At 45.9% G+C, this 26,595-nt stretch carries 17 protein-coding genes, 6 pseudogenes and 1 other annotated feature; of the genes and pseudogenes, 18 read left to right on the top strand and 5 right to left on the bottom strand.

Annotated elements, in window-relative coordinates; all coding sequences use genetic code 11:
• Positions 1–38: 38 nt before the first annotated feature.
• Positions 39–791 (bottom strand): annotated as a pseudogene (locus QUF14_RS09575) (ATP-binding cassette domain-containing protein); the annotation flags it as partial.
• 43 nt (positions 792–834) lie between these two features.
• Here QUF14_RS09575 and QUF14_RS09570 point away from each other — a divergent pair.
• The 6 genes and pseudogenes from QUF14_RS09570 (at position 835) to QUF14_RS09545 (ending at position 8,666) form a co-directional block, all read left to right on the top strand.
• Positions 835–1,023, top strand: a complete 189-nt coding sequence (locus tag QUF14_RS09570) for a hypothetical protein (protein ID WP_000957850.1) — start codon at positions 835–837, stop codon at positions 1,021–1,023.
• 9 nt (positions 1,024–1,032) lie between these two features.
• A complete protein-coding gene (locus QUF14_RS09565) occupies positions 1,033–2,232 on the top strand; it encodes an IS91 family transposase (RefSeq protein ID WP_100733723.1) in 1,200 nt (399 codons plus the stop codon).
• 172 nt (positions 2,233–2,404) lie between these two features.
• Positions 2,405–6,658 (top strand): annotated as a pseudogene (locus tag QUF14_RS09560) (ECSE_1600 family autotransporter); the annotation flags it as partial.
• 214 nt (positions 6,659–6,872) lie between these two features.
• Complete coding sequence (gene hipB, locus QUF14_RS09555) at positions 6,873–7,139, top strand: type II toxin-antitoxin system antitoxin HipB (protein WP_024212229.1); 267 nt, start codon at positions 6,873–6,875, stop codon at positions 7,137–7,139.
• A pseudogene (gene hipA, locus QUF14_RS09550) lies at positions 7,139–8,089 on the top strand (type II toxin-antitoxin system serine/threonine protein kinase toxin HipA); the annotation flags it as partial. The gene hipB and the pseudogene hipA, both read left to right, overlap by 1 nt.
• A 191-nt stretch (positions 8,090–8,280) precedes the next feature.
• Positions 8,281–8,666: pseudogene (locus tag QUF14_RS09545) on the top strand (hypothetical protein).
• 130 nt (positions 8,667–8,796) lie between these two features.
• On the opposite strand, the gene QUF14_RS09540 reads toward QUF14_RS09545, so the two are convergent.
• From QUF14_RS09540 to QUF14_RS09530, 3 genes and pseudogenes are all read right to left on the bottom strand, one after another.
• Positions 8,797–10,010, bottom strand: a protein-coding gene (locus QUF14_RS09540; RefSeq protein WP_371829233.1) for an IS3 family transposase whose coding sequence is annotated in 2 segments (ribosomal slippage) — positions 8,797–9,722 and positions 9,722–10,010 — 1,215 coding nt in all. Because the reading frame shifts where the segments join, the coding sequence is not laid out codon by codon here.
• Positions 9,613–9,729 (bottom strand) — a sequence feature (AL1L pseudoknot). It overlaps the preceding gene by 117 nt.
• Before the next feature lie 84 nt (positions 10,011–10,094).
• Positions 10,095–10,289, bottom strand: coding sequence for an MbcA/ParS/Xre antitoxin family protein (locus tag QUF14_RS09535; RefSeq protein ID WP_000956368.1), 195 nt, complete (start codon positions 10,287–10,289; stop codon positions 10,095–10,097).
• 104 nt (positions 10,290–10,393) lie between these two features.
• Positions 10,394–10,567 (bottom strand): annotated as a pseudogene (locus QUF14_RS09530) (alpha/beta hydrolase); the annotation flags it as partial.
• Positions 10,568–11,023: 456 nt separating this feature from the next.
• Here QUF14_RS09530 and fimA point away from each other — a divergent pair.
• The 11 genes and pseudogenes from fimA to QUF14_RS09475 all read left to right on the top strand — a co-directional run bounded on the left by fimA (position 11,024) and on the right by QUF14_RS09475 (position 24,582).
• Positions 11,024–11,587 carry a type 1 fimbrial major subunit FimA gene (fimA, locus tag QUF14_RS09525; protein ID WP_001360630.1) on the top strand — a complete coding sequence of 188 codons (564 nt, stop codon included), beginning with the start codon at positions 11,024–11,026 and terminating at the stop codon, positions 11,585–11,587.
• A 361-nt stretch (positions 11,588–11,948) separates the two neighbouring features.
• The gene (locus tag QUF14_RS09520) at positions 11,949–12,659 is read left to right on the top strand and encodes a fimbria/pilus periplasmic chaperone (RefSeq protein WP_001195182.1); all 711 of its coding nucleotides are present in this window, start codon (positions 11,949–11,951) and stop codon (positions 12,657–12,659) included.
• 43 nt (positions 12,660–12,702) lie between these two features.
• Positions 12,703–15,354 (top strand): fimbria/pilus outer membrane usher protein, encoded by a 2,652-nt coding sequence (locus QUF14_RS09515; protein WP_024212132.1) that lies wholly within the window; start codon positions 12,703–12,705, stop codon positions 15,352–15,354.
• A 13-nt stretch (positions 15,355–15,367) separates the two neighbouring features.
• Positions 15,368–15,898: a type 1 fimbrial adaptor subunit FimF gene (gene fimF / locus QUF14_RS09510; RefSeq protein WP_000682251.1), complete on the top strand. Its 531-nt coding sequence runs from the start codon at positions 15,368–15,370 to the stop codon at positions 15,896–15,898.
• A gap of 12 nt (positions 15,899–15,910) precedes the next feature.
• Positions 15,911–16,414: a type 1 fimbrial minor subunit FimG gene (fimG, locus tag QUF14_RS09505; protein WP_001082282.1), complete on the top strand. Its 504-nt coding sequence runs from the start codon at positions 15,911–15,913 to the stop codon at positions 16,412–16,414.
• A gap of 58 nt (positions 16,415–16,472) precedes the next feature.
• The gene (locus QUF14_RS09500; RefSeq protein ID WP_000516694.1) at positions 16,473–17,387 is read left to right on the top strand and encodes a fimbrial protein; all 915 of its coding nucleotides are present in this window, start codon (positions 16,473–16,475) and stop codon (positions 17,385–17,387) included.
• 348 nt (positions 17,388–17,735) lie between these two features.
• Positions 17,736–20,015 (top strand): acid resistance putative oxidoreductase YdeP, encoded by a 2,280-nt coding sequence (gene ydeP / locus QUF14_RS09495; protein WP_000726741.1) that lies wholly within the window; start codon positions 17,736–17,738, stop codon positions 20,013–20,015.
• A 247-nt stretch (positions 20,016–20,262) separates the two neighbouring features.
• On the top strand, positions 20,263–20,460 hold the full coding sequence (gene safA, locus QUF14_RS09490) for a two-component system connector SafA (protein ID WP_000543389.1): 198 nt from the start codon (positions 20,263–20,265) through the stop codon (positions 20,458–20,460).
• Positions 20,461–20,534: 74 nt separating this feature from the next.
• Positions 20,535–21,296: an acid stress response transcriptional regulator YdeO gene (ydeO, locus tag QUF14_RS09485; RefSeq protein ID WP_100733982.1), complete on the top strand. Its 762-nt coding sequence runs from the start codon at positions 20,535–20,537 to the stop codon at positions 21,294–21,296.
• Between the two features lie 398 nt (positions 21,297–21,694).
• Positions 21,695–23,377, top strand: coding sequence for a sulfatase-like hydrolase/transferase (locus QUF14_RS09480; protein ID WP_024212131.1), 1,683 nt, complete (start codon positions 21,695–21,697; stop codon positions 23,375–23,377).
• Positions 23,378–23,428: 51 nt separating this feature from the next.
• Positions 23,429–24,582 (top strand): annotated as a pseudogene (locus QUF14_RS09475) (anaerobic sulfatase maturase).
• Here QUF14_RS09475 and QUF14_RS09470 read toward each other — a convergent pair.
• On the bottom strand, positions 24,548–24,670 hold the full coding sequence (locus QUF14_RS09470) for a hypothetical protein (RefSeq protein ID WP_123008810.1): 123 nt from the start codon (positions 24,668–24,670) through the stop codon (positions 24,548–24,550). The pseudogene QUF14_RS09475 and the gene QUF14_RS09470 overlap by 35 nt on opposite strands.
• Before the next feature lie 202 nt (positions 24,671–24,872).
• Here QUF14_RS09470 and QUF14_RS09465 point away from each other — a divergent pair, with 202 nt between their 5' ends.
• Positions 24,873–26,558 carry an ABC transporter ATP-binding protein/permease gene (locus QUF14_RS09465; protein ID WP_000628525.1) on the top strand — a complete coding sequence of 562 codons (1,686 nt, stop codon included), beginning with the start codon at positions 24,873–24,875 and terminating at the stop codon, positions 26,556–26,558.
• Positions 26,559–26,595: the final 37 nt, after the last annotated feature.

Below are 26,595 nucleotides of genomic sequence, written 5' to 3'. Positions count from 1 at the left end.
ACAGATAAAACACTCTCCAGGAAACCCGGGGCGGTTCACTCGGCCAGTTCTGTGCGTCCGGCCCCCACCAGCCCAGCCAGACCCAGAATTTCTCCGGCATTAAGCGTCAAGCTGACATTCATAAAACCTTCGCCGGTCAGGTTTTCCAGTGTCAGCACCGGCGTTCCGGCGGCATGTTGTGGGCGGTTGCCAGGTAACTCCAGCCATAATTTTTGGCTGGCAGAGAGCGATTTTTCCCGTAGCGCTGGCGTGATGGCCTGAATAATGTCGTCGGTAGACAGTTCGCTGGTTTTGCCGCTTAAGGCGATGGTTCCGTCGCGCATCACGCTAATTCGATCGGCAATCTGGCGAATTTCCGGCAGTTTATGTGAGATAAAAACAATACCCACGCCAGTGGCGAGCAGTTCCCGTAAACGGCTAAACAAGCGTTCGGTTTCCGCAGGGGTAAGCGACGCTGTAGGTTCATCGAGAATGAGAATTTGCGAATCGCGCATCAGACCGCGCAGGATTTCCACCATTTGGCGGTCAGCAACATCCAGTGAGCCTGCCAGACTATGGAGATCAAACTGGCAGCCCAGCGCTGCCAGCAAGTTGTTCATCTTTTGCATGGAGATCTGTTTTTTTGCCAGACCAAACAGAATGTTTTCTTTTATCGACAGACTTGGAAAGAGCAAGGGTTCCTGGGGAACGAGGTAAATCCCCAACTGATGAGCATGAACCACGGCAGCCTGACGACTGCAAATTGAAAACCGGCCCTGTTCGTCCTGTTGTTGCCGCACGCCCCGCAGAATATGTATGCTCTGAGGACCTGTTTTATTAAGGACTCATCCCCTTATGTTGACCCGCAAAAGTATCGATACAGTTCTGCTCTCTGTTGGTGCTGAGAAGCTCTCACAACGTGAATGGGACTGGATGAAGATGCTCAAACCCATGGACCCACCACCTGCGATGGTCGCTGCCTCCATCCTGGAGCACCGTGGCGACACAGCAGCCCTTACCCTGCTACAGGATACCGGGGGTTAATCCGTCCTCATGTTATCCGGTTTTACTCCCCGCCCTCTGAAACGCCTGTTCACAGCCAACCAGTGCTGGACGTCCTTCCTGGATGCGGGCGGTCTGCGCGATATCGAGGTTGAGGCTGTCACCAAAATGCTGGCCTGCGGCACGCGGATACTGGGCGTGAAGGAATACAACTGCGATAAACCTGACTGTCCCCACGTCAGATACGTCACTAACTCATGTGGCAGCCGTGCCTGCCCGTCCTGCGGAAAAAAGGCCACAGACCTGTGGACAGCGACACAGCTGAATCGTCTTCCTGACTGCGACTGGGTACACCTGGTCTTCACCCTGCCGGCCACGCTGTGGCCGGTGTTCGAAAGCAACCGTTGGCTGCTGAATGACGTGTGCCGTCTGGCGGTGGAGAATCTGCTGTATGCCGCCCGAAAACGGGGGCTGGAACCCGGTATCTTCTGCGCCATCCACACATATGGCCGTCGTCTCAACTGGCATCCGCATGTACATGTGTCAGTAACCTGCGGGGGGCTGAATAAGCACGGTCAGTGGAAAAAGCTGAGCTTCCTGAAAGACGCGATGCGTTCGCGGTGGATGTGGAATATGCGGCAGTTGCTTCTGAAAGCGTGGTCAGAGGGGATGGCGATGCCGGAGTCGTTGTCACATATCACGACGGAATCACAGTGGAGAAGCCTGGTGCTGAAAGCCGGCGGAAAATACTGGCATGTGTACATGTCGAAGAAGACGGCCGGCGGGCGGAATACGGCACGCTACCTGGGTCGTTATCTGAAGAAGCCACCAATAGCGGCTTCCCGGCTGGCACATTACAACGGAGGGGCAAGCCTGAGCTTCCGTTACCTGGACCACAAAACGGGAGAAACGGCGACGGAAACACTGACGCAGCGGGAGCTGGTCGCGAGGCTGAAACAGCACATCCCGGAGAAGTTTTTTAAGATGGTGAGGTACTTCGGGTTCCTTGCCAACCGGGTGTGTGGAGAGAAGCTGCCGAAGGTGTACCGGGCTCTGGGGATGGATAAACCGGAACCGGTGGCGAAAGTGTGCTATGCACAAATGGTGAAACAGTTCCTGAGTCGTGACCCGTTCGAATGCGTGCTGTGTGGCGGCCGGATGGTATACCGCCGGGCCCTTGCGGGGCTGAATGTATCAGGGCTGAAGAAAAACGCGCGGGATATCAGTCTGCTGAGGTATATGCCGGCCTGACGCAGGCTAAGTGTGCCCAGGAATTGGTGCAGGAATAAAAAACAGCCTGTTGCGGTATAAGAATCGACCATGCAGAGAGAGAAAACACCGGAGTGGTGGGAAAAGCAGAAGAGCTCACGTGGCATAAGGCGTGGACAGCGGTATCGTCTGGTTTTTCAATTTCCTATACGTGAACTCCGTTATCACTAATCTCGGAACTAATCTTGGTTATGACGGCCACGGCGAAATGAACATCAGTAATGAGGGGCTTGTTGTCAGCAACGGAGGAAGCTCACTCGGTTATGGAGAAACCGGCGTCGGGAAGGTTAGCATCACCACGGGGGGGATGTGGGAGGTCAATAAGAATGTCTATACCACTATTGGTGTTGCGGGCGTCGGAAACCTCAATATCAGCGATGGCGGTAAGTTCGTATCGCAAAATATTACTTTTTTGGGCGATAAAGCAAGCGGTATCGGCACACTGAACCTGATGGATGCGACATCATCGTTCGATACTGTAGGTATCAATGTCGGTAATTTTGGTAGCGGCATCGTAAATGTCAGTAATGGTGCCACCCTTAATTCAACGGGCTATGGATTTATCGGAGGAAATGCCTCCGGTAAGGGGATAGTTAATATTTCAACGGATAGTCTCTGGAATTTAAAAACGTCATCTACTAACGCCCAATTGCTACAGGTCGGTGTATTAGGCACGGGTGAACTGAATATTACCACCGGAGGTATAGTTAAAGCGCGTGATACACAGATAGCTCTCAATGACAAAAGTAAGGGCGACGTGCGGGTGGATGGGCAGAACTCTCTTCTTGAAACATTCAATATGAACGTAGGGACGACTGGCACAGGTACGTTAACCCTGACGAATAACGGCACGCTGAATGTCGAAGGTGGAGAAGTTTACTTAGGTGTTTTTGAGCCTGCTGTAGGAACGCTAAACATTGGTGCTGCTCACGGTGAGGTGGCGGCAGATGCCGGGTTTATCACCAATGCGACGAAAGTGGAGTTTGGTCTTGGCGAAGGCGTTTTTGTCTTTAATCATACCAATAACAGTGATGCCGGCTACCAGGTCGATATGCTGATTACGGGTGACGATAAAGACGGAAAAGTGATGCATGATGCAGGCCATACGGTGTTCAATGCAGGGAATACTTATAGCGGTAAAACGCTGGTCAATGACGGCCTCCTGACTATTGCGTCACATACGGCAGATGGGGTAACAGGCATGGGTTCGAGTGAAGTAACCATTGCAAGCCCCGGTACGCTCGACATTCTCGCATCAACGAACAGCGCAGGAGATTACACGCTGACCAATGCGCTCAAAGGCGATGGCTTGATGCGAGTGCAGCTGTCATCCTCCGACAAAATGTTTGGCTTTACCCATGCAACAGGAACTGAATTCGCCGGTGTTGCCCAACTGAAAGACAGTACCTTCACACTGGAACGCGACAACACCGCTGCGCTTACTCACGCGATGCTTCAGTCTGACAGTGAAAATACCACATCGGTAAAAGTGGGAGAGCAATCCATTGGTGGACTAGCCATGAATGGCGGTACGCTCACTTTCGATACGGATATACCTGCTGCGACGCTTGCGGAGGGATATATCAGCGTCGATACACTGGTTGTCGGCGCGGGTGACTACACCTGGAAAGGCCGTAACTATCAGGTAAACGGGACGGGCGACGTGCTTATCGACGTGCCTAAACCGTGGAATGATCCCATGGCGAATAACCCTCTGACTACGCTCAATTTGCTGGAACACGATGATAGCCATGTCGGCGTTCAACTGGTGAAGGCGCAAACGGTTATTGGGTCGGGTGGCTCATTAACGTTACGTGATTTACAGGGCGACGAGGTGGAAGCGGACAAAACGTTACACATTGCACAAAACGGAACAGTGGTCGCCGAGGGTGATTATGGATTCCGACTCACGACCGCACCTGGTGATGGATTGTATGTTAACTATGGGCTGAAAGCGCTGAACATCCATGGTGGGCAAAAGCTGACGTTAGCCGAACATGGCGGAGCCTATGGCGCAACGGCCGATATGTCGGCAAAAATCGGTGGTGAAGGGGATCTGGCAATCAATACGGTGCGACAGGTTTCGCTTTCCAACGGTCAGAACGACTATCAGGGGGCAACCTATGTTCAGATGGGGACATTACGTACCGATGCGGATGGCGCGCTGGGCAATACTCGGGAACTGAACATCAGCAACGCGGCCATTGTCGATCTTAATGGATCGGAGCAGACGGTAGAGACATTCACCGGGCTGATGGGTTCGACTATTTTGTTCAAAGAAGGTTCGCTGACGGTGAATAAAGGTGGGATCAGTCAGGGCGAACTGACAGGTGGCGGAAACCTGAATGTTACAGGGGGAACACTGGCTATCGAGGGGCTTAATGCACGCTACAATGCGTTAACCAGCATTAGCCCAAATGCGGAAGTCAGCCTCGACAATACGCAGGGGTTAGGCAGAGGGAATATTGCCAATGACGGTCTGTTAACGCTAAAAAACGTGACCGGCGAACTGCGCAATAGCATAAGCGGTAAAGGTATCGTGAGCGCAACCGCCAGCACAGACGTAGAGCTGGATGGCGATAATAGCCGCTTTGTGGGGCAATTCAACATCGATGCAGGCAGCGCGCTCAGCGTCAACGAGCAGAAAAACCTGGGTGATGCTTCCGTTATCAATAATGGCCTGCTCACCATCGCCACTGAGCGTAGCTGGGCGATGACGCACAGTATCACCGGTAGCGGCGATGTGACAAAACTGGGGACCGGGATCCTGACTCTTAACAACGATTCCGCGGCGTATCAGGGTACGACGGATATCGTGGGTGGTGAAATTGCTTTCGGTTCCGACTCTGCCATTAATATGGCAAGTCAGCACATTAATATCCATAACAGCGGTGTGATGTCGGGAAATGTCACCACTGCAGGTGATGTGAACGTTATGCCTGGGGGGACACTGCGTGTCGCCAAAACCACTATCGGCGGCAATCTGGAGAATGGTGGCACGGTTCAAATGAATAGCGAAGGGGGGAAACCGGGGAATGTACTGACCGTTAACGGCAACTATACCGGAAACAATGGCCTGATGACGTTCAACGCGACGCTGGGCGGCGATAATTCACCCACGGATAAAATGAACGTGAAAGGCGATACCCAAGGGAACACTCGCGTTCGGGTTGATAACATTGGCGGCGTCGGTGCACAAACGGTCAACGGTATTGAACTCATTGAGGTTGGCGGTAATTCTGCAGGTAACTTCGCGCTGACCACCGGAACTGTCGAAGCTGGGGCTTACGTCTACACGCTGGCTAAAGGGAAGGGGAATGACGAGAAAAACTGGTATCTAACCAGTAAATGGGAAGGCGTAACGCCACCGGATACACCCGATCCCATCAATAATCCTCCTGCTGTGGATCCGGAAGGCCCATCAGTTTATCGCCCGGAGGCCGGAAGCTATATCAGCAACATTGCCGCAGCCAACTCGCTGTTTAGCCATCGTTTACACGACCGTCTGGGTGAGCCGCAGTATACAGATTCACTGCATTCTCAGGGTTCGGCAAGCAGTATGTGGATGCGTCATGTCGGAGGGCACGAACGTTCAAGGGCCGGTGACGGTCAGCTAAATACTCAGGCTAACCGCTATGTATTGCAGCTAGGCGGCGATTTGGCGCAGTGGAGTAGCAACGCGCAGGATCGCTGGCATCTCGGCGTCATGGCAGGCTATGCCAATCAGCACAGTAATACTCAGAGTAATCGTGTGGGTTATAAATCGGATGGGCGCATCAGCGGTTACAGCGCTGGGATGTACGCGACCTGGTATCAGAACGATGCGAATAAGACCGGCGCTTATGTTGACAGCTGGGCGCTGTATAACTGGTTTGATAACAGCGTCAGTTCCGATAACCGTTCTGCTGACGACTATGATTCTCGCGGTGTGACGGCCTCTGTTGAGGGCGGATATACCTTTAAAGCGGGAACATTTAGCGGCAGCGAAGGGACGCTTAACACCTGGTACATTCAACCTCAGGCACAAATCACCTGGATGGGTGTGAAAGATTCTGACCATACCCGGAAAGACGGAACGCGCATTGAAACGGAAGGCGACGGAAACGTGCAAACGCGACTTGGGGTGAAAACCTACTTGAACAGTCATCACCAGCGTGACAATGGTAAACAGCGTGAGTTCCAGCCTTACATTGAAGCGAACTGGATCAACAACAGCAAAGTCTACGCCGTGAAGATGAATGGTCAAACCGTAAGCCGTGATGGTGCGCGTAATCTCGGTGAAGTACGTACCGGGGTTGAGGCGAAAGTAAATAACAACCTTAGCCTGTGGGGGAATGTTGGTGTGCAACTAGGTGATAAAGGCTATAGCGATACTCAGGGCATGCTGGGTGTGAAATATAGCTGGTAAACCGTATAAGCCGCATGTCGAAGATGGCATGCGGCTGCTTAATATTGCCGACTTCAAACGACTTTTAAATCCTCCTTTTTATCCGCGATCGCGGATATCACAGTGTTTATCCCGTAGAGCGGATAAGATGTGTTTCCTGATTGACTTTATCCCCACTAAAGGATAAAACTGATAATATCCCCTTGAGCGGATAAATATGCTGTGGACGTATGACATGATGAGCTTTCAGAAGATCTATAGCCCAACGCAATTAGCGAATGCAATGAAACTGTTTCGTCAGCAAAATGGCTGGACGCAGAGCGAGCTGGCGAAAAAAATCGGTATTAAGCAGGCGACAATTTCCAATTTCGAAAACAATCCTGACAATACCACGCTCACGACATTTTTTAAGATTTTACAGTCGCTTGAACTCTCAATGACGCTATGCGACACGAAAAATGCCTCGCCAGAATCAACAGAACAGCAAGATCTGGAGTGGTAATGCCTAAACTTGTCACTTGGATGAACAACCAGCGGGTAGGCGAGTTAACGAAGTTAGCCAATGGCGCGCACACCTTTAAGTATGCACCGGAGTGGTTAGCCAACCGTTATGCCAGACCGTTATCACTTTCGCTGCCATTGCAGAGGGGGAATATCACCTCTGATGCCGTATTTAACTTCTTCGATAACCTGTTACCCGATAGCCCGATTGTACGTGACCGGATCGTTAAACGTTATCATGCTAAATCCAGGCAACCGTTTGATTTATTGTCAGAAATAGGGCGAGATAGCGTTGGTGCCGTAACGTTATTACCCGAAAATGAAACCATAACGCGCCCGATAATGGCATGGGAACAGCTCACTGAAGCCAGGCTTGAAGAAGTATTAACGGCTTATAAAGCAGATATCCCTCTAGGCATGATTAGAGAAGAAAATGACTTTCGCATCTCGGTTGCTGGCGCGCAGGAGAAGACAGCGCTGCTCAGAATAGGCAATGACTGGTGCATTCCGAAAGGAATAACGCCGACGACGCACATTATTAAATTACCGATTGGCGAAATCAGGCAGCCCAATGCGACGCTCGATCTCAGCCAAAGCGTTGATAATGAGTATTACTGTCTGCTGCTGGCGAAAGAACTTGGGTTGAATGTGCCGGACGCAGAAATCATTAAAGCGGGAAATGTGCGCGCGTTAGCGGTCGAACGTTTTGACAGGCGTTGGAATGCTGAGCAAACGGTTTTACTTCGCTTGCCACAGGAGGATATGTGTCAGACATTCGGTTTACCTTCATCGGTGAAATATGAATCAGATGGAGGCCCAGGCATCGCGCGGATCATGGCTTTTTTGATGGGGTCCAGCGAGGCGCTGAAAGATCGCTATAATTTTATGAAGTTTCAGGTGTTCCAGTGGTTGATTGGCGCAACGGATGGCCATGCAAAAAACTTCTCCGTAAGATATGGGGTTTGGCCGTTGTTAATGAGCAGGACAATCATGACCGCCAACGACTGGATTCTCCCTTGGTTTATGTTGGTGCGCATAATGTATATTATGTTAAATAGCCTATGATGGTAAACAACTTCATATCTCTCCATTGCCTCTCACGAAAGGAACTGGACACACTGATCGAGCACGAATTACAACTGATGCTGGCTGAAGGCTTTGACAAGTCCCCTATTTCCGCCAAGGCCCTGCATATTCGGCTCAAGGCAAAAGGTATCGTTAACGGTGGTTTAAGTACGCTGAGCAGCCTTGAGCGAAAACGCCTAATTGCTGCCTATGTTGATCAGCAACTTGGCCCGTTGAATCTACGCCCAAAAGAAAAACAGCAATACGTCAACCGCAAAACCCGTCAGGCCTTGCTGGCCAGAAACCAGCAGTTGCAGGCGGAAGTCAGTGAACTGCAAGACCAACTGGCGCAGAATACCCTATCGTTGATAGAAATTGTCAAAGCGGTAAAAATCAATACGGTTATTCCGGTGGAAAGTCTGTTGCCAAACATGTAATTCGGGAATTACACAAGTCGTCATAATGCTGGTTATAATTTTCGGCAAAGGGCATGGACGATTTCTTTCCGTCATTCTGTATATTGCTTACCTTCCCAAATTTCTCCAACCGTTTGAACCGCCCCGGGTTTCCTGGAGAGTGTTTTATCTGTGAACTCAGGCTGCCAGATCATTGTTTCCGATGGAAGCATAATAAGCTTTTTCTGCTTCTGCCGGAGGAGTATGGCCCAGCCTTCCCAGCAATCGTCGATTGTTATACCAGTCCACCCACGTTAGTGTGGCCAGTTCCACTTCTGCACGGTTTTTCCAGCTCTTACGGTGTATTACCTCCGCTTTGTAAAGACCATTGATGCTCTCAGCCATCGCGTTGTCATACGAGTCGCCTGTACTCCCTGTTGATGCCAGTAATCCGGCTTCTTTTAGTCGCTCCGTATAGGCCAGTGACACATACTGAGAGCCTTTATCGCTGTGATGGATGGTGCCAGACGGACGACGGGCCCACAACGCCTGCTCCAGCGCATCCAGCACGAATGTCGTTTCCATAGACGATGAGACCCGCCACCCCACGATGTATCCGGCAAACACATCAATGATAAACGCCACATAGACGAAGCCCTGCCATGTGCTGACGTAAGTAAAATCAGCCACCCACAGCTGGTCAGGACGTTCTGCCACGAACTGACGGTTTACGCGGTCACCTGTGGCAACGGTTTTCCGGCTGACGGTAGTGCGGACCTTTTTACCCCGGAGAACACCGGCAAGTCCCATAACCGCCATGAGGCGCGCCACTGTACATCTGGCCACCCTGATTCCTTCCCGTAACAACTGACGCCAGACTTTACGCACACCGTACACCTGATGATTTTCATCGTATACGCGCTGTATCTCTCTCTTCAGCCAGTCATCGTGCTGCGCACGGGCACTGCGTTTATCCGGATGATGTCGCTGTTGCTGACAATGGTAATACGTTGACGGGGCAATATGCAGTTCGCTGCATACCGGTCCGACCCCGTACTGCTCACGCAGCTTATCCAGCAGTGGCATCATTTTTTCCAGAGGCGGTCGAACTCCGCCTTCGCAAAATAAGCGGAAGCCTGGCGAAGGATATCGTTACTGCGGCGCAGTTCACGATTTTCACGTTCCAGCTCTTTCAGACGCTGACGTTCAGCGCTGGTGAGCCCACCATCACCGCCCCCGGTATCCCGCTCATGCTGGCGAACCCAGACACGCAGAGTCTCCGGCGTACAGCCAATCTTTGGGGCAATGGAACAAATTGCCGCCCACTGTGAGTCATATTCATCCTGACTTTCCAGAACCATACGAATCGCCCGCTGACGGACTTCGGGGGAAAAACGAGTATTTTTAGTCATCCTGTTTACCTCTTTCTCAGGGAGTTTAGTCTCCAGGATTTCCGGGGCGGTTCAGTTAGTTGGAGAAATTAGATGAGTCGTAAATCATGAATAAACCCCTTGCTCTATTCGAAAAATGAGCATGGCAACTTTCAACACCCCCTCTTCTGAGTCCATTATCTCAGAGGGCGTTTTCCACTGTAATGCTCTGTTTGGTTCATTGCACCAGTTTAATGCTGCACTTTCGTTACCTTCAAAAAGATCAATAGCCTTTTGAAGAACGTCATTTTTTGTCAGCATGTTTTACACCTGAAGACGTTTTGAGTGCTTCGATAAGACTACTTCGCTCTTCCTCTGTCATCCGGGATATGAGCAATGCAAGTTCTGCTGTTGTCTGATCATCACAAAAAAGAACGACGGTCGGCGGTGAAATAACGGTCTTTGCCCTCACCTACGCCATGGCCCAGCGCCCGGCTCATGTCGTACATCACGTTAGTAGCCATCGCTTTCACGCGGGCATCCATTGCGGCGTCGTTCAAAACCATACCTCCCCAGCCGCAAATACCGGGTAACCTGATACTTCAACAATAAGATTGGTGCGTGGATGATAGATTGCCAAATAATAATCCATCAAGAAATAATGACAACAAAAAACATCAAGCATTCCTAATGTTATTTGGCCATATAAAACATTAATAACTCTTGACCTTTCCTGACATTTTCCATATTCGCAATCATATTCTGTTTAGACGTTGTTTATAAACATCATGCATAATGAAATCGTCATGTTATTTGGCGATATAAAAAAGTCTTTGAAAATACTCTCTACAACAAGTGCAGTTATAAGCTTGTTGTGACTGAGCGTCCTTGTGATTTAAAGATATTATCGTTCTTCATCAGATGTAATAACTCAGGAAATTATATTTTCAGGGTGACAGGCTAATCAAGAATGATTCTTTTTTATAAGCAATAACAGAATGACTGAATTGTTATATTTCTTTATTCAGCTGCTTAAATATAAACTTTGGAGAATTATGAAACTCAAACATGTCGGAATGATTGTCGTATCTGTGTTGGCGATGTCTTCGGCTGCAGTTAACGCTGCCGAAGGTGATGAGTCAGTTACTACCACCGTTAATGGCGGTGTTATTCATTTTAAAGGTGAAGTGGTAAATGCCGCTTGTGCGATTGACTCAGAATCAATGAACCAAACGGTTGAACTGGGTCAGGTCCGTTCTTCTCGCCTGGCTAAAGCGGGTGACCTCAGTAGCGCTGTAGGCTTCAATATCAAGCTGAATGATTGTGATACCAATGTTTCCAGTAATGCGGCTGTTGCATTCCTGGGGACTACTGTCACCAGTAATGACGATACGCTGGCGCTTCAGAGTTCAGCGGCAGGCTCTGCCCAGAATGTCGGTATCCAAATTTTGGACCGTACGGGGGAGGTATTAATACTGGATGGGGCAACTTTTAGCGCTAAAACTGACTTGATTGATGGCACGAATATACTGCCATTCCAGGCTCGTTATATTGCCCTCGGGCAGTCAGTGGCCGGTACTGCAAATGCAGATGCGACCTTCAAAGTCCAATACCTATAATTCAGTATTCAGGTGGCTATACGTCATCTGAAATTAAAACAGGGTGTGTGTGGCATGGCTACTCACACCCGAAAAAATTCATCAATGTTTATCTCATTATTACTAAGGAATGACTTATATTTTGGAACGATATGAAAAAATCATAGAGTATCTAAACGATTAATAAACAAGGCAGTTAAAATTACTGTGATTATAAAAATCACTCTGAAGACAATTTTTTATTTCAATAGAGAACCAAGTTTTATTACCAGCGCATTAAGTCTGGAAACCCGGCCATCCGCCATAGCATTAGCAATATTTACCATTTTCTGATGTGACGGTTTCCCCCGCTTAGCCTATCAACACATGGAGAACACATCAGATGCAGACGACTCGTACGCCCTACTCTGTTTCTTTTATGGCGACAGTATTACTTTCATTGATCTTTCTTTGCCATAGTACCATTGCCAATGCAGCGGTAGCTCTAGGTGCAACTCGTGTAATCTTTCCAGCAAATCAGAAACAGGTTTTATTGCCTGTCACGAATAATGATCCTGCCAGTGTCTATCTTATTCAGTCATGGATAGAAAATGCGGGTGACCAAAAAGATACCCAGTTTGTCATTACCCCACCGCTTTTTTCTATGCAAGGCAAAAAAGAGAATACGCTGCGGATTATCAACGCCACTAATCATCAGTTACCGGGCGACCGGGAAAGCCTGTTTTGGGTAAATGTCAAAGCTATTCCTGCTATGGAAAAAGATCAGAAAAATGCAAATACATTACAGCTCGCAATTATTAGCCGCATAAAAATGTTCTATCGCCCAACGAATTTGGCAATAGCACCTGACCAAGCTCCGGAAATGCTTCGTTTCCGCCGCAGTGGTAGCAAACTGACACTTATTAATCCGACCCCCTACTTCATTACCGTAACGAATATGAAAGCTGGAAATAGCGATCTCCCAAACACCATGGTGCCTCCAAAAGGTGAGATTTCTGTGGATTTCCCTCATGGTGCATCCGGGGACATCAGCTTTCAGACGATCAATGATTACGGTGCATTAACACCGCGTATTAAGGCAACCATGCAGTAACAACTGACCTAATTAATAAGCATAAACTCAATCGGAACTAATAATGACAGCCTTTCGTGCCGCATTTAAGGCATATCGTATGCATCATGTGTTACTACTGCCTCGCTTTGCACGGCTTACCTTTGCCCTTGGCTTAGCTACAGCGGTTTTTCCCGTAGAAGCAGAGTATTATTTTAATCCACGGTTTTTAAGCAATGATCTTGCTGAGTCTGTTGATTTATCTGCCTTTGCTAAGGGACGCGAGGCACCACCTGGTACATATCGGGTCGATATTTATTTGAACGACGAATTTATGACCACTCGGGATGTTACTTTTGTTGCAGATGATAATAACGCAGATCTCACCCCATGTCTGAGTACAGACCTTCTTGTCAGTCTTGGCATAAAAAAATCAGCGTTATTAGCCAATAAGGGCCATTTGGCAGGAAAAAATGTGCCGGATAACAACGCATGTACACCACTTCAGGATCGTTTAGCCGACGCATCTACTGATTTTGATGTTGGTCAGCAACATCTGTCGCTCTCCGTTCCACAGATTTATGTCGGTAGAATGGCCCGTGGTTATGTCTCTCCTGACCTGTGGGAAGAAGGAATAAACGCAGGCCTACTGAACTATAGTTTTAATGGTAATTCTATCAACAATCGTAGTAACCATAACGCCACCAAAACCAACTATGCATATCTGAATTTGCAGAGTGGCATCAACATTGGCAGCTGGCGACTACGTGATAACTCAACGTGGAGTTATAACAGTGGGAGAAACAACCCATCTGACAGCAATAAATGGCAACATATCAATACGTCTGCTGAACGTGACATTATTCCCTTACGCTCACGGTTAACGGTGGGTGATAGTTATACCGATGGCGATATTTTTGAAAGTGTGAACTTTCGTGGCCTTAAAATAAACTCAACGGAAGCGATGTTGCCCGATAGCCAACATGGTTTTGCTCCGGTGATTCATGGTATAGCCCGTGGCACAGCCCAAGTCAGTGTTAAACAGAACGGATACGATGTTTATCAGACTACGGTTCCTCCCGGCCCTTTTACTATTGATGATATTAACTCTGCGGCTAATGGCGGTGATCTGCAAGTTACGATAAAAGAGGCAGACGGCAGTATTCAGACTTTATATGTCCCTTATTCATCTGTCCCGGTTCTCCAACGTGTTGGTTATACGCGTTATGCACTTGCCTTGGGAGAATATCGTAGTGGAAATAACCTGCAAAGCTCCCCAAAATTCATTCAGGGCAGCGTAATGCATGGTCTGGAGGGAAACTGGACACCTTATGGCGGGATGCAAATTGCAGAAGATTATCAAGCTTTCAACGTGGGTATTGGTAAAGATCTTGGCCTTTTAGGTGCCTTTTCTGTCGATATCACGCAAGCCAATACGACACTTGCGGATGATACTCGTCACAGCGGACAATCGGTAAAATCTGTTTACAGTAAATCTTTCTATCAGACGGGAACGAATATCCAGGTCGCAGGATATCGATATTCTACGCAAGGATTTTATAACTTATCTGACAGTGCATACAGTCGAATGAGTGGTTACACCGTCAAGCCTCCGACCGTAGACACCAATGAACAGATACAATTTATTGATTATTTTAATCTGTACTATAGTAAGCGTGGTCAGGAACAAATAAGTATTTCCCAGCAGCTTGGAAATTACGGTACGACCTTTTTCAGTGCCAGTCGCCAAAGTTACTGGAACACGTCACGCAGCGATCAGCAAATATCATTCGGGTTAAATGTACCGTTTGGCGATATTACGACTTCGCTGAATTACAGCTATTCCAGTAATATATGGCAAAACGATCGGGATCATTTACTCGCTTTTACACTTAATGTTCCCTTCAGTCATTGGATGCGTACAGACAGTCAGTCGGCATTTCGTAATTCAAACGCTAGTTATAGCATGTCAAACGATTTGAAAGGCGGTATGACCAATCTATCTGGGGTTTATGGCACACTGCTGCCGGATAATAACCTGAATTATAGTGTTCAGGTCGGTAATACCCGCGGAGGTAATGCATCATCTGGCACCAGTGGTTACAGTTCCCTTAATTATCGAGGGGCTTACGGTAATACTAATGTCGGTTACAGTCGTAATGGAGATAGCAACCAGTTTTACTACGGAATGAGTGGTGGAATTATTGCTCATGCTGATGGTGTCACCTTTGGACAGCCGATGGGTGACACTATGGTTCTGGTTAAGGCTCCTGGCGCGGAGAATGTTAAAATAGAGAACCAGACAGGAATACATACAGACTGGCGTGGCTATGCAATATTACCATTTGCGACAGAATATAGAGAAAATCGTGTCGCTCTTAACGCTAATTCCCTTGCCGATAATGTTGAACTGGATGAAACCGTGGTCACGGTCATCCCTACTCATGGTGCTATTGCCAGAGCAACATTTAATGCACAAATCGGCGGTAAAGTATTAATGACTCTGAAATACGGCAATAAACCAGTTCCATTCGGTGCAATTGTGACTCACGGTGACAATAACAATGGCAGCATTGTTGCTGAAAATGGTCAGGTCTATCTGACAGGACTTCCACAATCAGGAAAATTACAGGTTTCATGGGGCAACAATGCAAACGCTAAATGTATTGTTAATTACAAGCTTCCTGAAGTCTCTCCTGAGAACTTACTGAGTCAGCAAACAGCAGTCTGTCGCTAAGGAACACTAGATTATGAAACACAATAGCATTATTTTCCTCGGTTTATGTCTGGGGTTAACCACCTATTCTGCTTTATCTGCAGATAGCGTTATTAAAATTAGCGGGCGCGTCCTGGATTATGGCTGCACAGTTTCATCTGATTCGCTTAATTTTACCGTAGACCTACAAAAACACAGTGCTAGGCAATTCCCAACGACTGGAAGCACAAGTCCAACCGTTCCTTTCCAGATTACGTTAAGTGAATGTAGCAAAGGGACTACGGGGGTTCGGGTTGCATTTAGCGGGATAGAAGATTTAGAAAATAATACTCTGCTGAAACTGGATGAAGGAAGCAATTCTGCTTCCGGTTTGGGTATTGAAATTCTGGACGGAAATATGCGCCCAGTAAAAATAAATGACCTTCATACCGGAATGCAGTGGATCCCTCTGACTCCTGATCAGGATAATATTTTGCCTTACTCGGCCCGTTTGAAGTCAACACAAAAGTCCGTCAATCCAGGACTGGTTAGCGCTTCGGCAACATTTACCCTTGAATTTCAATAATCAGAGTCAGATATGAATAGAACTTTCCAAAGACTTCTGTTGGCTACGCTCTGTGCGCTATTTTCAGCAACTCTTCAGGCCGCTGATGTCACTATCACTGTTAATGGTCGGGTAGTTGCTAAACCCTGCACTATTCAAACCAAAGAAGCTAGCGTTAATCTCGGGGATCTTTATACACGCAATCTGCAACAACCAGGTTCTGCATCTGGCTGGCACGATATTACTTTGTCATTAACCGATTGTCCGATTGAAACAAGTGCAGTGACGGCAATCGTAACAGGTTCAACTGACAATACGGGTTATTACAAAAATGAAGGTAGTGCCGAAAATATTCAAATAGAGCTGAGGGATGATCAGGAGGCGACGTTAAAAAGTGGCGATAGCAAAACGGTTATTGTTGATGAGATCACACGTAATGCACAGTTTCCACTTAAGGCAAGAGCTATCACGGTGAATGGAAACGCAAGCCAGGGAACGATCGAGGCGCTAATCAATGTGATCTATACATGGCAATAACATCGATTCGATTTTATAAGCCTCTTTTTTAAATCAATTTTTAACCTAAGGATTTATCATGGGAAAAAAAATTAGTATAAATGTCCTGTTCAGTATTTATTTTCTTTTGATGGCAGGTAAAGTCTTCGCCTTCAGTTGTAATGTTGATGGTGGGTCAAGTATTGGCGCAGGTACAACTTCTGTGTATGTTAATCTCGATCCTGTCATTCAACCAGGTCAGAATCTGGTTGTAGATTTGTCTCAGCATATAAGTTGCTGGAATGATTACGGCGGCTGGTACGACACAGATCATATTAACTTAGTACAAGGCTCAGCTTTCGCAGGCTCCCTACAGTCATATAAAGGATCGCTGTACTGGAATAATGTGACCTACCCCTTTCCGTTGACGACAAATACCAACGTGCTGGATATTGGTGATAAGACACCGATGCCCTTACCGTTAAAACTCTATATTACCCCTGTCGGGGCGGCCGGTGGCGTTGTCATAAACGCGGGAGAAGTTATTGCTCGCATTCATATGTATAAAATTGCAACGTTAGGAAGTGGAAATCCGCGTAACTTTACATGGAATATTATTTCAAATAACAGTGTTGTTATGCCAACGGGCGGCTGTACCGTTGATAGTCGTAATGTCACAGTGAGTCTCCCGGACTTTCCTGGAAGCGCAGAAATACCCTTGGGCGTATATTGCTCAAGTGAGCAAAAGCTCTCATTTTATCTTTCGGGCGCTACCACTGACAGTGCCCGACAAGTGTTTGCTAATACAGCACCTGACACAACAAAAGCATCAGGAGTCGGTGTCTCCCTGATGCGTAATGGAAAAATACTGGCTACGGGAGAAAATGTCTCCCTGGGAACTGTAAATAAAAGCAAAGTACCCCTGGGCTTAAGTGCAACTTATGGACAGACAGGAAGCAAGGTCGCAGCTGGAGCAGTACAGTCAGTCATTGGCGTTACATTTATCTATGAATAATTGTGATGTTGACCCTGTTATACTTTAGGTTGTGCTTTCCATTCACTAAAATTACGCGGATAATTCTTTCCTGAAAGAAATTATCCTACACCTGTAAGAAAATCCGCGCACAATTGAAGTCAGAGTCTTATTTTATATATTGAAAAGTATGTTAACTTAAAGACTATGAGAGATGATGCTTAACTTATCGCATTTATACTATTCTGTTATTTGACGATAATGAGTTAAAAATAGAATGAGAGTAGCCCCCTACTCTCATATATCCAAATGGCCGATAAACCCATTATATATACTGCGCATCATCGCTATTACAAATCCTAATAATTCATTTCCACACAGGATAAGCTGATGAAGAAAAAAATTGAATCCTACCAGGGAGCTGCCGGTGGTTGGGGGGCTGTCAAATCTGTAGCGAATGCAGTCCGTAAGCAGATGGATATACGCCAGGAAGTGATTGCCATGTTTGACATGAATAAGCCAGAAGGCTTTGACTGTCCCGGATGTGCATGGCCAGATCCTAAGCACAGCGCGTCATTCGACATTTGTGAAAACGGCGCAAAAGCAATCGCCTGGGAAGTCACCGATAAGCAGGTGAATGCCTCTTTTTTCGCTGAGAATACGGTTCAATCATTACTTACCTGGGGAGATCACGAACTCGAGGCTGCGGGGCGTCTCACTCAACCTTTGAAATATGATGCCGTCAGCGACTGTTACCAGCCATTAAGCTGGCAACAAGCTTTCGACGAAATTGGCGCACGTCTTCAAAGTTATAGTGATCCAAATCAGGTTGAATTCTATACTTCGGGCCGCACTTCAAATGAAGCTGCCTTTCTTTATCAGCTTTTTGCCCGTGAATACGGTACCAATAACTTTCCCGACTGCTCAAACATGTGCCATGAACCGACCAGTGTGGGTTTGGCAGCGAGTATCGGCGTGGGTAAAGGGACCGTGTTACTGGAAGACTTTGAGAAATGCGATTTAGTAATTTGCATTGGGCATAACCCTGGTACAAACCACCCTCGCATGCTGACTTCGTTGCGCGCTTTAGTGAAACGGGGAGCGAAAATGATTGCCATCAATCCTCTGCAGGAGCGTGGCCTGGAGCGATTTACCGCACCACAGAACCCGTTTGAAATGCTGACGAACTCCGAGACTCAATTGGCTAGTGCTTACTATAATGTGCGCATTGGTGGCGATATGGCGTTGCTAAAGGGGATGATGCGCCTGTTAATTGAGCGCGATGATGCTGCAAGTGCTGCGGGTCGGCCCTCATTGCTGGATGACGAATTCATTCAAACGCATACCGTCGGCTTTGACGAGCTACGCCGTGACGTTCTCAATTCCGAGTGGAAAGATATCGAACGTATTTCTGGACTAAGTCAGACACAAATCGCCGAACTTGCTGATGCATATGCCGCTGCCGAACGAACCATTATCTGTTACGGAATGGGGATCACTCAGCACGAACATGGTACCCAGAACGTACAGCAACTTGTCAATCTGCTGTTGATGAAGGGTAACATTGGCAAGCCTGGTGCGGGTATCTGCCCACTACGTGGTCACTCTAATGTACAGGGCGACCGAACCGTCGGTATCACCGAGAAACCGTCTGCAGAGTTTCTGGCTCGCCTGGGTGAGCGCTATGGCTTCACCCCACCTCATGCACCTGGACATGCTGCAATCGCCAGCATGCAAGCAATATGTACGGGGCAAGCTCGAGCATTGATCTGCATGGGGGGCAACTTTGCACTGGCAATGCCAGATCGGGAAGCGAGCGCTGTACCGTTAACGCAATTAGATCTGGCGGTACACGTTGCCACAAAGCTTAACCGCTCACATCTGCTGACTGCACGGCATAGCTATATTCTGCCGGTTCTGGGACGTAGCGAGATTGACATGCAAAAAAGCGGTGCGCAGGCGGTAACCGTTGAGGATTCAATGTCAATGATTCATGCCTCGCGTGGCGTGTTAAAACCCGCAGGTGTCATGCTGAAATCAGAGTGTGCTGTGGTCGCGGGAATCGCGCAGGCAGCGCTCCCCCAGAGCGTGGTGGCCTGGGAGCATCTGGTGGAAGATTATGATCGCATTCGCAATGACATTGAAGCTGTGCTGCCAGAGTTCGCCGACTATAACCAGCGCATCCGCCATCCTGGTGGTTTTCACCTGATAAACGCAGCTGCTGAAAGGCGCTGGCTGACGTCGTCAGGTAAGGCTAATTTTATTACCAGTAAAGGGTTGTTAGAAGATCCCTCTTCGGCGTTTAACAGTAAGCTGGTCATGGCGACAGTGCGCAGTCACGATCAGTACAATACGACGATTTATGGTATGGATGACCGCTATCGAGGGGTATTCGGTCAACGAGATGTGGTCTTCATGAGTGCTAAACAAGCTAAAGTTTGCGGTGTAAAAAACGGCGAAAGAGTTAATCTTATTGCGCTTACGCCAGACGGTAAGCGCAGCTCACGCCGCATGGATAGATTAAAAGTGGTCATTTACCCTATGGCTGACCGCTCACTGGTGACCTATTTTCCAGAATCGAATCACATGCTAACACTTGATAACCACGATCCATTAAGTGGCATTCCTGGCTATAAAAGTATTCCGGTTGAATTAGAACCATCAAATTAATTCGCCTCCTCATTTCTTCTGCTGTCATCCGCACAGCAGAAGAATTCCTCATTGACCATTGTCGCGCAATTTACTCACATGTGCTAAATTAAACTGCTCGCTATAAGATATATACCTCCGCCTACAGCTGTAAGAAACTCCGCTCAGTACTGAAGCACCAGTCCTATTTCCTCTTTTTTCCAGCCTGTTATATTAAGCATACTGATTAACGATTTTTAACGTTATCCGCTAAATAAACATATTTGAAATGCATGCGACCACAGTGAAAAACAAAATCACGCAAAGAGACAACTATAAAGAAATCATGTCTGTAATTGTGGTTGTCTTATTACTGACACTTACGTTGATAGCCATTTTTTCGGCAATTGATCAGTTGGGTATTTCAGAAATGGGTCGCATTGCAAGAGATCTTACACATTTCATTATCAATAGTTTGCAAGACTGAAAATAAACAGCAAATTATAAATATGAAATGTTAAAAAAGTATCGATAAAAACTTTATTGTTTTAAGGAGATAAAATGTCGCTCGTTTGTTCTGTTATATTTATTCATCATGCCTTCAACGCTAACATTTTAGATAAAGATTACGCCTTCTCTGATGGTGAAATCCTGATGGTAGATAACGCTGTTCGTACGCATTTTGAACCTTATGAGCGGCATTTCAAAGAAATTGGATTTAATGAAAACACCATTAAAAAATATCTACAATGCACTAATATTCAGACAGTGACTATGCCTGTTCCTGCGAAGTTTTTACGTGCTTCAAATGTACCAACTGGATTGCTTAATGAAATGATTGCTTATCTCAACTCTGAAGAACGCAATCATCAGAATTTTTCTGAACTTTTGCTTTTTTCTTGCCTGTCTATTTTTGCTGCATGCAAAGGTTTCATTACATTATTAACTAACGGTGTGCTATCCGTATCAGGGAAAGTGAGAAACATTGTCAATATGAAGCTGGCACACCCATGGAAACTAAAAGATATTTGTGATTGCCTGTATATTAGTGAAAGCCTGCTGAAGAAAAAACTAAAGCAAGAGCAAACGACATTCTCACAAATTCTTTTAGATGCCAGAATGCAATACGCAAAAAATTTGATACGCGTAGAAGGTTCAGTCAATAAAATTGCCGAAAAATGTGGTTATGCCAGTACATCTTATTTTATTTATGCTTTCCGCAAACATTTCGGCAACAGTCCAAAGAGAGTTTCAAAGGAGTACCGTTGTCAAAGGCACACGAATATGAACACGGGCAACACGATGAATGCTTTGGCTAATTGATTATTCGCTCACGAATAGTCAACCACACGCTAAGTAAGAATTAAAGGGGCAGCTATTACCTGCCCCAATGTGTCATTACGAATTGTATTTTATGATGATAATTGGTGATATACATCACATATTTATGCATCTAAATAATCTGTTTCATGTTTATTTATGATCCCAATGCAATAAATTGCCATAAAAACACATAAATACACTAAATATCAATTAGTTAGATATTTAGCATTGAAAAATTACTTAGCTCAACAGAAAGCAATGTCAACGCTTTTTAGACTGTTGTTTCTCTTTTTTTAGCCAGATCTGCTATCTCTTTATGTGACTCACTTCACTTACATCATCTTATTTCTCTTCGTAAAATTACTTTGGAATTAAGTACAATAAGAAGAGGAACATTTATGAAGTCTGCATTGAAGAAAAGTGTCGTAAGTACCTCGATATCTTTGATACTGGCATCTGGTATGGCTGCATTTACCGCTCATGCGGCAGATGATGTAAAGCTGAAAGCAACTAAAACAAACGTTGCTTTCTCAGACTTTACGCCGACTGAATACAGTACTAAAGGAAAGCCAAATATCATCGTACTGACCATGGATGATCTGGGTTATGGACAACTTCCTTTTGATAAGGGTTCTTTTGACCCAAAAACAATGGAAAATCGTGAAGTTGTCGATACCTACAAAATAGGGATAGATAAAGCCATTGAAGCTGCACAAAAATCAACGCCAACACTCCTTTCGTTAATGGATGAAGGTGTACGTTTTACTAACGGCTATGTGGCGCACGGGGTTTCCGGTCCCTCCCGCGCCGCAATAATGACCGGTCGAGCGCCCGCTCGTTTTGGTGTGTACTCCAATACTGATGCTCAGGATGGTATTCCGCTGACAGAAACTTTCTTGCCTGAATTATTCCAGAATCATGGTTATTACACTGCAGCAGTAGGTAAATGGCACTTGTCAAAAATCAGTAATGTGCCAGTACCAGAAGATAAACAAACGCGTGATTATCATGACAACTTCACCACATTTTCTGCGGAAGAATGGCAACCTCAAAACCGTGGTTTTGATTACTTTATGGGATTCCACGCTGCAGGAACGGCATATTATAACTCCCCTTCTCTGTTCAAAAATCGTGAGCGCGTCCCCGCAAAAGGTTATATCAGCGATCAGTTAACCGATGAGGCAATTGGCGTTGTTGATCGTGCTAAAACACTTGACCAGCCTTTTATGCTTTACCTGGCTTATAATGCTCCGCACCTGCCAAACGACAACCCTGCACCAGAGCAATATCAGAAGCAATTTAATACCGGTAGCCAAACAGCAGATAACTACTACGCTTCCGTTTATTCTGTTGATCAGGGCGTAAAACGCATTCTTGAACAACTAAAGAAAAACGGACAGTATGACAATACAATTATTCTCTTTACCTCTGATAATGGTGCAGTTATCGATGGTCCTCTGCCGCTGAACGGAGCGCAAAAAGGCTATAAGAGCCAGACTTATCCTGGCGGTACCCATACACCAATGTTTATGTGGTGGAAAGGAAAACTTCAGCCCGGTAATTATGACAAGCTGATTTCCGCAATGGATTTCTACCCGACAGCTCTTGATGCAGCCGATATCAGCATTCCAAAAGAGCTAAAATTGGATGGTGTTTCATTGCTGCCCTGGTTGCAAGATAAGAAACAAGGTGAGCCACATAAAAATCTGACATGGATAACATCTTATTCTCACTGGTTTGATGAGGAAAATATTCCCTTCTGGGATAATTACCACAAATTTGTCCGCCATCAGTCAGACGATTACCCGCATAACCCCAACACCGAAGATTTAAGCCAATTCTCTTATACGGTGAGAAATAACGATTATTCGCTAGTCTATACAGTAGAAAACAATCAGTTAGGTCTATACAAACTGACAGATCTACAGCAAAAAGATAACCTTGCCGCCGCCAATCCGCAGGTCGTTAAAGAGATGCAAGGTGTGGTAAGAGAGTTTATCGACAACAGCCAGCCACCGCTTAGCGAGGTAAATCAGGCGAAGTTTAACAATATCAAGAAAGCACTAAGCGAAGCGAAATAACTAAACCTTCATGCGGCGGATTTTTCCGCCGCCTTATTGAGCGAGATAGCGATGCACGTTACAGCCAAGCCCTCCAGTTTTCAATGTAATCTCAAATGTGATTACTGTTTTTACCTTGAAAAAGAGTCGCAGTTTACTCATGAAAAATGGATGACAGCACTCTTAAAGAATTCATCAAACAATATATCGCAGCGTCTGGCAATCAGGTCTATTTTACCTGGCAAGGCGGTGAACCCACTCTGGCTGGTCTGGATTTTTTCCGTAAAGTTATTCACTATCAACAACGCTATGCAGGCCCAAAACGTATTTTTAATGCATTACAAACGAATGGCATTTTACTGAATAATGAATGGTGTGCCTTTCTCAAAGAACATGAGTTTCTGGTTGGTATCTCGATCGATGGCCCCCAAGAGCTACATGACCGTTACAGACGCAGTAATTCGGGTAACGGAACTTTTGCAAAAGTGATAGCAGCCATCGAGCGTCTGAAATCATATCAAGTAGAGTTTAATACGTTAACCGTCATTAATAACGTTAATGTCCATTACCCTCTTGAGGTTTATCATTTTTTAAAATCTATCGGCAGTAAACATATGCAATTTATCGAATTGCTCGAAACCGGGACGCCGAATATTGATTTCAGTGGTCATAGTGAGAACACATTCCGTATCATTGATTTTTCTGTGCCTCCTACGGCTTATGGCAAGTTTATGTCAACCATTTTTATGCAATGGGTTAAAAACGATGTGGGTGAAATTTTCATCCGTCAGTTTGAAAGCTTTGTCAGCCGTTTTTTGGGGAATGGGCATACCAGTTGTATTTTCCAGGAGTCCTGCAAGGATAATCTGGTTGTTGAAAGTAATGGAGACATTTACGAATGCGACCATTTTGTCTATCCACAGTACAAAATTGGAAACATTAATAAATCTGAACTCAAAACGATGAATAGTGTTCAACTGACAGCGCAAAAAAAACGGATTTCAGCGAAATGTCAGCAATGTGCATATAAACCTATCTGCAATGGTGGTTGTCCTAAGCATCGTATTACTAAAGTAAACAATGAGACTGTTTCCTATTTTTGTGAAGGTTATAAAATCCTTTTTTCAACCATGGTGCCTTATATGAACGCCATGGTGGAGTTAGCTAAGAACAGAGTACCGCTTTACCACATTATGGATGTTGCAAGACAAATGGAGAATAATTAATAACGCTCCCTCTTAGCTCCAGTCTTAGCCTCCTTCTTATGACCTTAACAAGGCACCCGACATAAATTCCTGTCGGGTGTTTCGTCATCATCATCTTCCCTTGCGAAAATCCTGGCTTACTAGGTATGCGTCAGGGTATTAGCAATATCCTTGATTATCAATAGCATAACCATAACCACTGAAAATGAAATATTTCTTTATATTTCATATTGTTAAATGATACTTAAATAAATTTCATCAGTAAATCATTGCCATAGATAATCATTGGATGGCACAATCAATTTTCGCTAATGATAACCATTCCCATTACGTTTTGTATGTTGATAGCAAAGTATCTCTGTCTGCTGAAGCCCTTTTGGCTGCGTAAGAATAATAAAACTTCACTGTTGTTAATCATTATTATCCTCGCCATGATCCTTGGCGTGGTTAAAATTCAGGTCTGGTTAAACGACTGGAATAATGATTTTTTCAATGCGCTAAGCCAGAAAGAAACTGATAAGCTTTGGCAGCTTATCCTTTGGTTCCCTGCCCTGCTGGGGATCTTTGTATTAATATCCGTAAACAAAACGTGGCTAATTAAACTACTGACTATTCGCTGGCGCGAATGGTTAACGGATTACTACCTTATTCGCTGGTTTGCAGATAAAAACTACTACTTCACGCAGATCTACGGCGAGCATAAAAATACAGATAACCCTGACCAACGTATCGCTGAAGACATTCTCTTACTGATCAGCAAAACGCTCAGCCTTTCATTTGGTTTCATCCAGTCACTGAGCATGCTGATCACCTTTACCGTTATTCTTTGGCAAAGCGCGGGTACGCTCTCATTCACTGTTAGTGGAATAGAATGGAATATCCAGGGGTATATGGTCTATACCGTCGTGCTCATTGTGATCGGTGGAACTTTATTTACTCATAAGGTTGGTAAACGTATTCGTCCACTTAATGTGGAAAAACAACGTAGCGAAGCGACATTTCGAACTAATCTTGTGCAGCATAATAAGCAGGCAGAACTGATTGCGCTAAGCAATGCTGAGTCTCTACAACGCCAGGAGTTGAGCGAAAATTTTCATACCATTAAAGAGAACTGGCATCGTTTAATGAATCGTCAGCGGTGGCTTGATTACTGGCAGAATATTTATTCGCGCTCGCTTAGCGTTCTTCCCTACTTTCTGTTATTGCCGCAGTTTATTAGCGGACAGATCAATCTGGGCGGACTGATGAAATCACGCCAGGCATTTATGCTGGTATCGAACAATTTAAGCTGGTTTATTTATAAATATGATGAACTTGCTGAACTGGCTGCGGTTATCGATCGCTTGTATGAGTTCCATCAACTCACCGAACAGCGCCCTACGAATAAGCCTAAAAATTGCCAACATGCGGTACAAGTGGCTGACGCGAGTATTCGTACTCCTGATAATAAGATCATATTAGAGAACCTGAACTTTCATGTTTCGCCAGGCAAATGGCTATTGCTGAAAGGTTACTCTGGTGCGGGAAAAACCACACTGCTTAAAACATTATCCCACTGCTGGCCGTGGTTCAAAGGTGATATTTCTTCTCCTGCTGACAGTTGGTATGTGTCACAAACACCGTTAATCAAAACCGGCTTACTGAAAGAGATTATTTGTAAAGCACTTCCCCTGTCCGTAGACGATAAATCGTTGAGCGAAGTACTGCATCAGGTTGGTCTGGGGAAATTGGCTGCGCGTATTCATGATCACGATCGCTGGGGAGATATTCTTTCCAGCGGCGAAAAACAACGTATCGCCCTGGCTCGATTAATTTTACGACGTCCGAAATGGATATTTCTTGACGAAACTACCTCTCATCTTGAGGAACAAGAGGCAATCCGCTTACTGCGTTTAGTGCGAGAACAACTCCCCACAAGCGGCGTCATTATGGTTACACATCAACCCGGTGTCTGGAACCTGGCTGATGATATTTGCGACATTAGCGCGGTTTTATAAAAACAATAAAAGCCCTGCTGTACGGAGATAAAAATAA

The organism is Escherichia sp. HH091_1A, assembly GCF_030295175.1.
Classification (GTDB): Bacteria; Pseudomonadota; Gammaproteobacteria; order Enterobacterales; family Enterobacteriaceae; genus Escherichia; species Escherichia coli_F.
The sequence above is the reverse complement of the archived record's forward strand: the minus strand, read 5'-3'. Positions and strand labels throughout refer to the sequence as shown.

Excerpts from the sequence above, each read along its gene's own strand:
- QUF14_RS09520 (WP_001195182.1), top strand. The coding sequence starts at position 11,949 with ATGCAGACGACTCGTACGCCCTACTCTGTTTCTTTTATGGCGACAGTA.
- ydeO (WP_100733982.1), top strand. The coding sequence starts at position 20,535 with ATGTCGCTCGTTTGTTCTGTTATATTTATTCATCATGCCTTCAACGCT.
- fimF (WP_000682251.1), top strand. The coding sequence starts at position 15,368 with ATGAAACACAATAGCATTATTTTCCTCGGTTTATGTCTGGGGTTAACC.
- safA (WP_000543389.1), top strand. The coding sequence starts at position 20,263 with ATGCATGCGACCACAGTGAAAAACAAAATCACGCAAAGAGACAACTAT.
- fimA (WP_001360630.1), top strand. The coding sequence starts at position 11,024 with ATGAAACTCAAACATGTCGGAATGATTGTCGTATCTGTGTTGGCGATG.
- QUF14_RS09565 (WP_100733723.1), top strand. The coding sequence starts at position 1,033 with ATGTTATCCGGTTTTACTCCCCGCCCTCTGAAACGCCTGTTCACAGCC.
- QUF14_RS09465 (WP_000628525.1), top strand. The coding sequence starts at position 24,873 with ATGATAACCATTCCCATTACGTTTTGTATGTTGATAGCAAAGTATCTC.
- QUF14_RS09480 (WP_024212131.1), top strand. The coding sequence starts at position 21,695 with ATGAAGTCTGCATTGAAGAAAAGTGTCGTAAGTACCTCGATATCTTTG.
- QUF14_RS09570 (WP_000957850.1), top strand. The coding sequence starts at position 835 with ATGTTGACCCGCAAAAGTATCGATACAGTTCTGCTCTCTGTTGGTGCT.
- hipB (WP_024212229.1), top strand. The coding sequence starts at position 6,873 with ATGATGAGCTTTCAGAAGATCTATAGCCCAACGCAATTAGCGAATGCA.
- QUF14_RS09470 (WP_123008810.1), bottom strand. The coding sequence starts at position 24,670 with ATGACGAAACACCCGACAGGAATTTATGTCGGGTGCCTTGTTAAGGTC.
- QUF14_RS09535 (WP_000956368.1), bottom strand. The coding sequence starts at position 10,289 with ATGCTGACAAAAAATGACGTTCTTCAAAAGGCTATTGATCTTTTTGAA.
- QUF14_RS09515 (WP_024212132.1), top strand. The coding sequence starts at position 12,703 with ATGACAGCCTTTCGTGCCGCATTTAAGGCATATCGTATGCATCATGTG.
- fimG (WP_001082282.1), top strand. The coding sequence starts at position 15,911 with ATGAATAGAACTTTCCAAAGACTTCTGTTGGCTACGCTCTGTGCGCTA.
- QUF14_RS09500 (WP_000516694.1), top strand. The coding sequence starts at position 16,473 with ATGGGAAAAAAAATTAGTATAAATGTCCTGTTCAGTATTTATTTTCTT.
- ydeP (WP_000726741.1), top strand. The coding sequence starts at position 17,736 with ATGAAGAAAAAAATTGAATCCTACCAGGGAGCTGCCGGTGGTTGGGGG.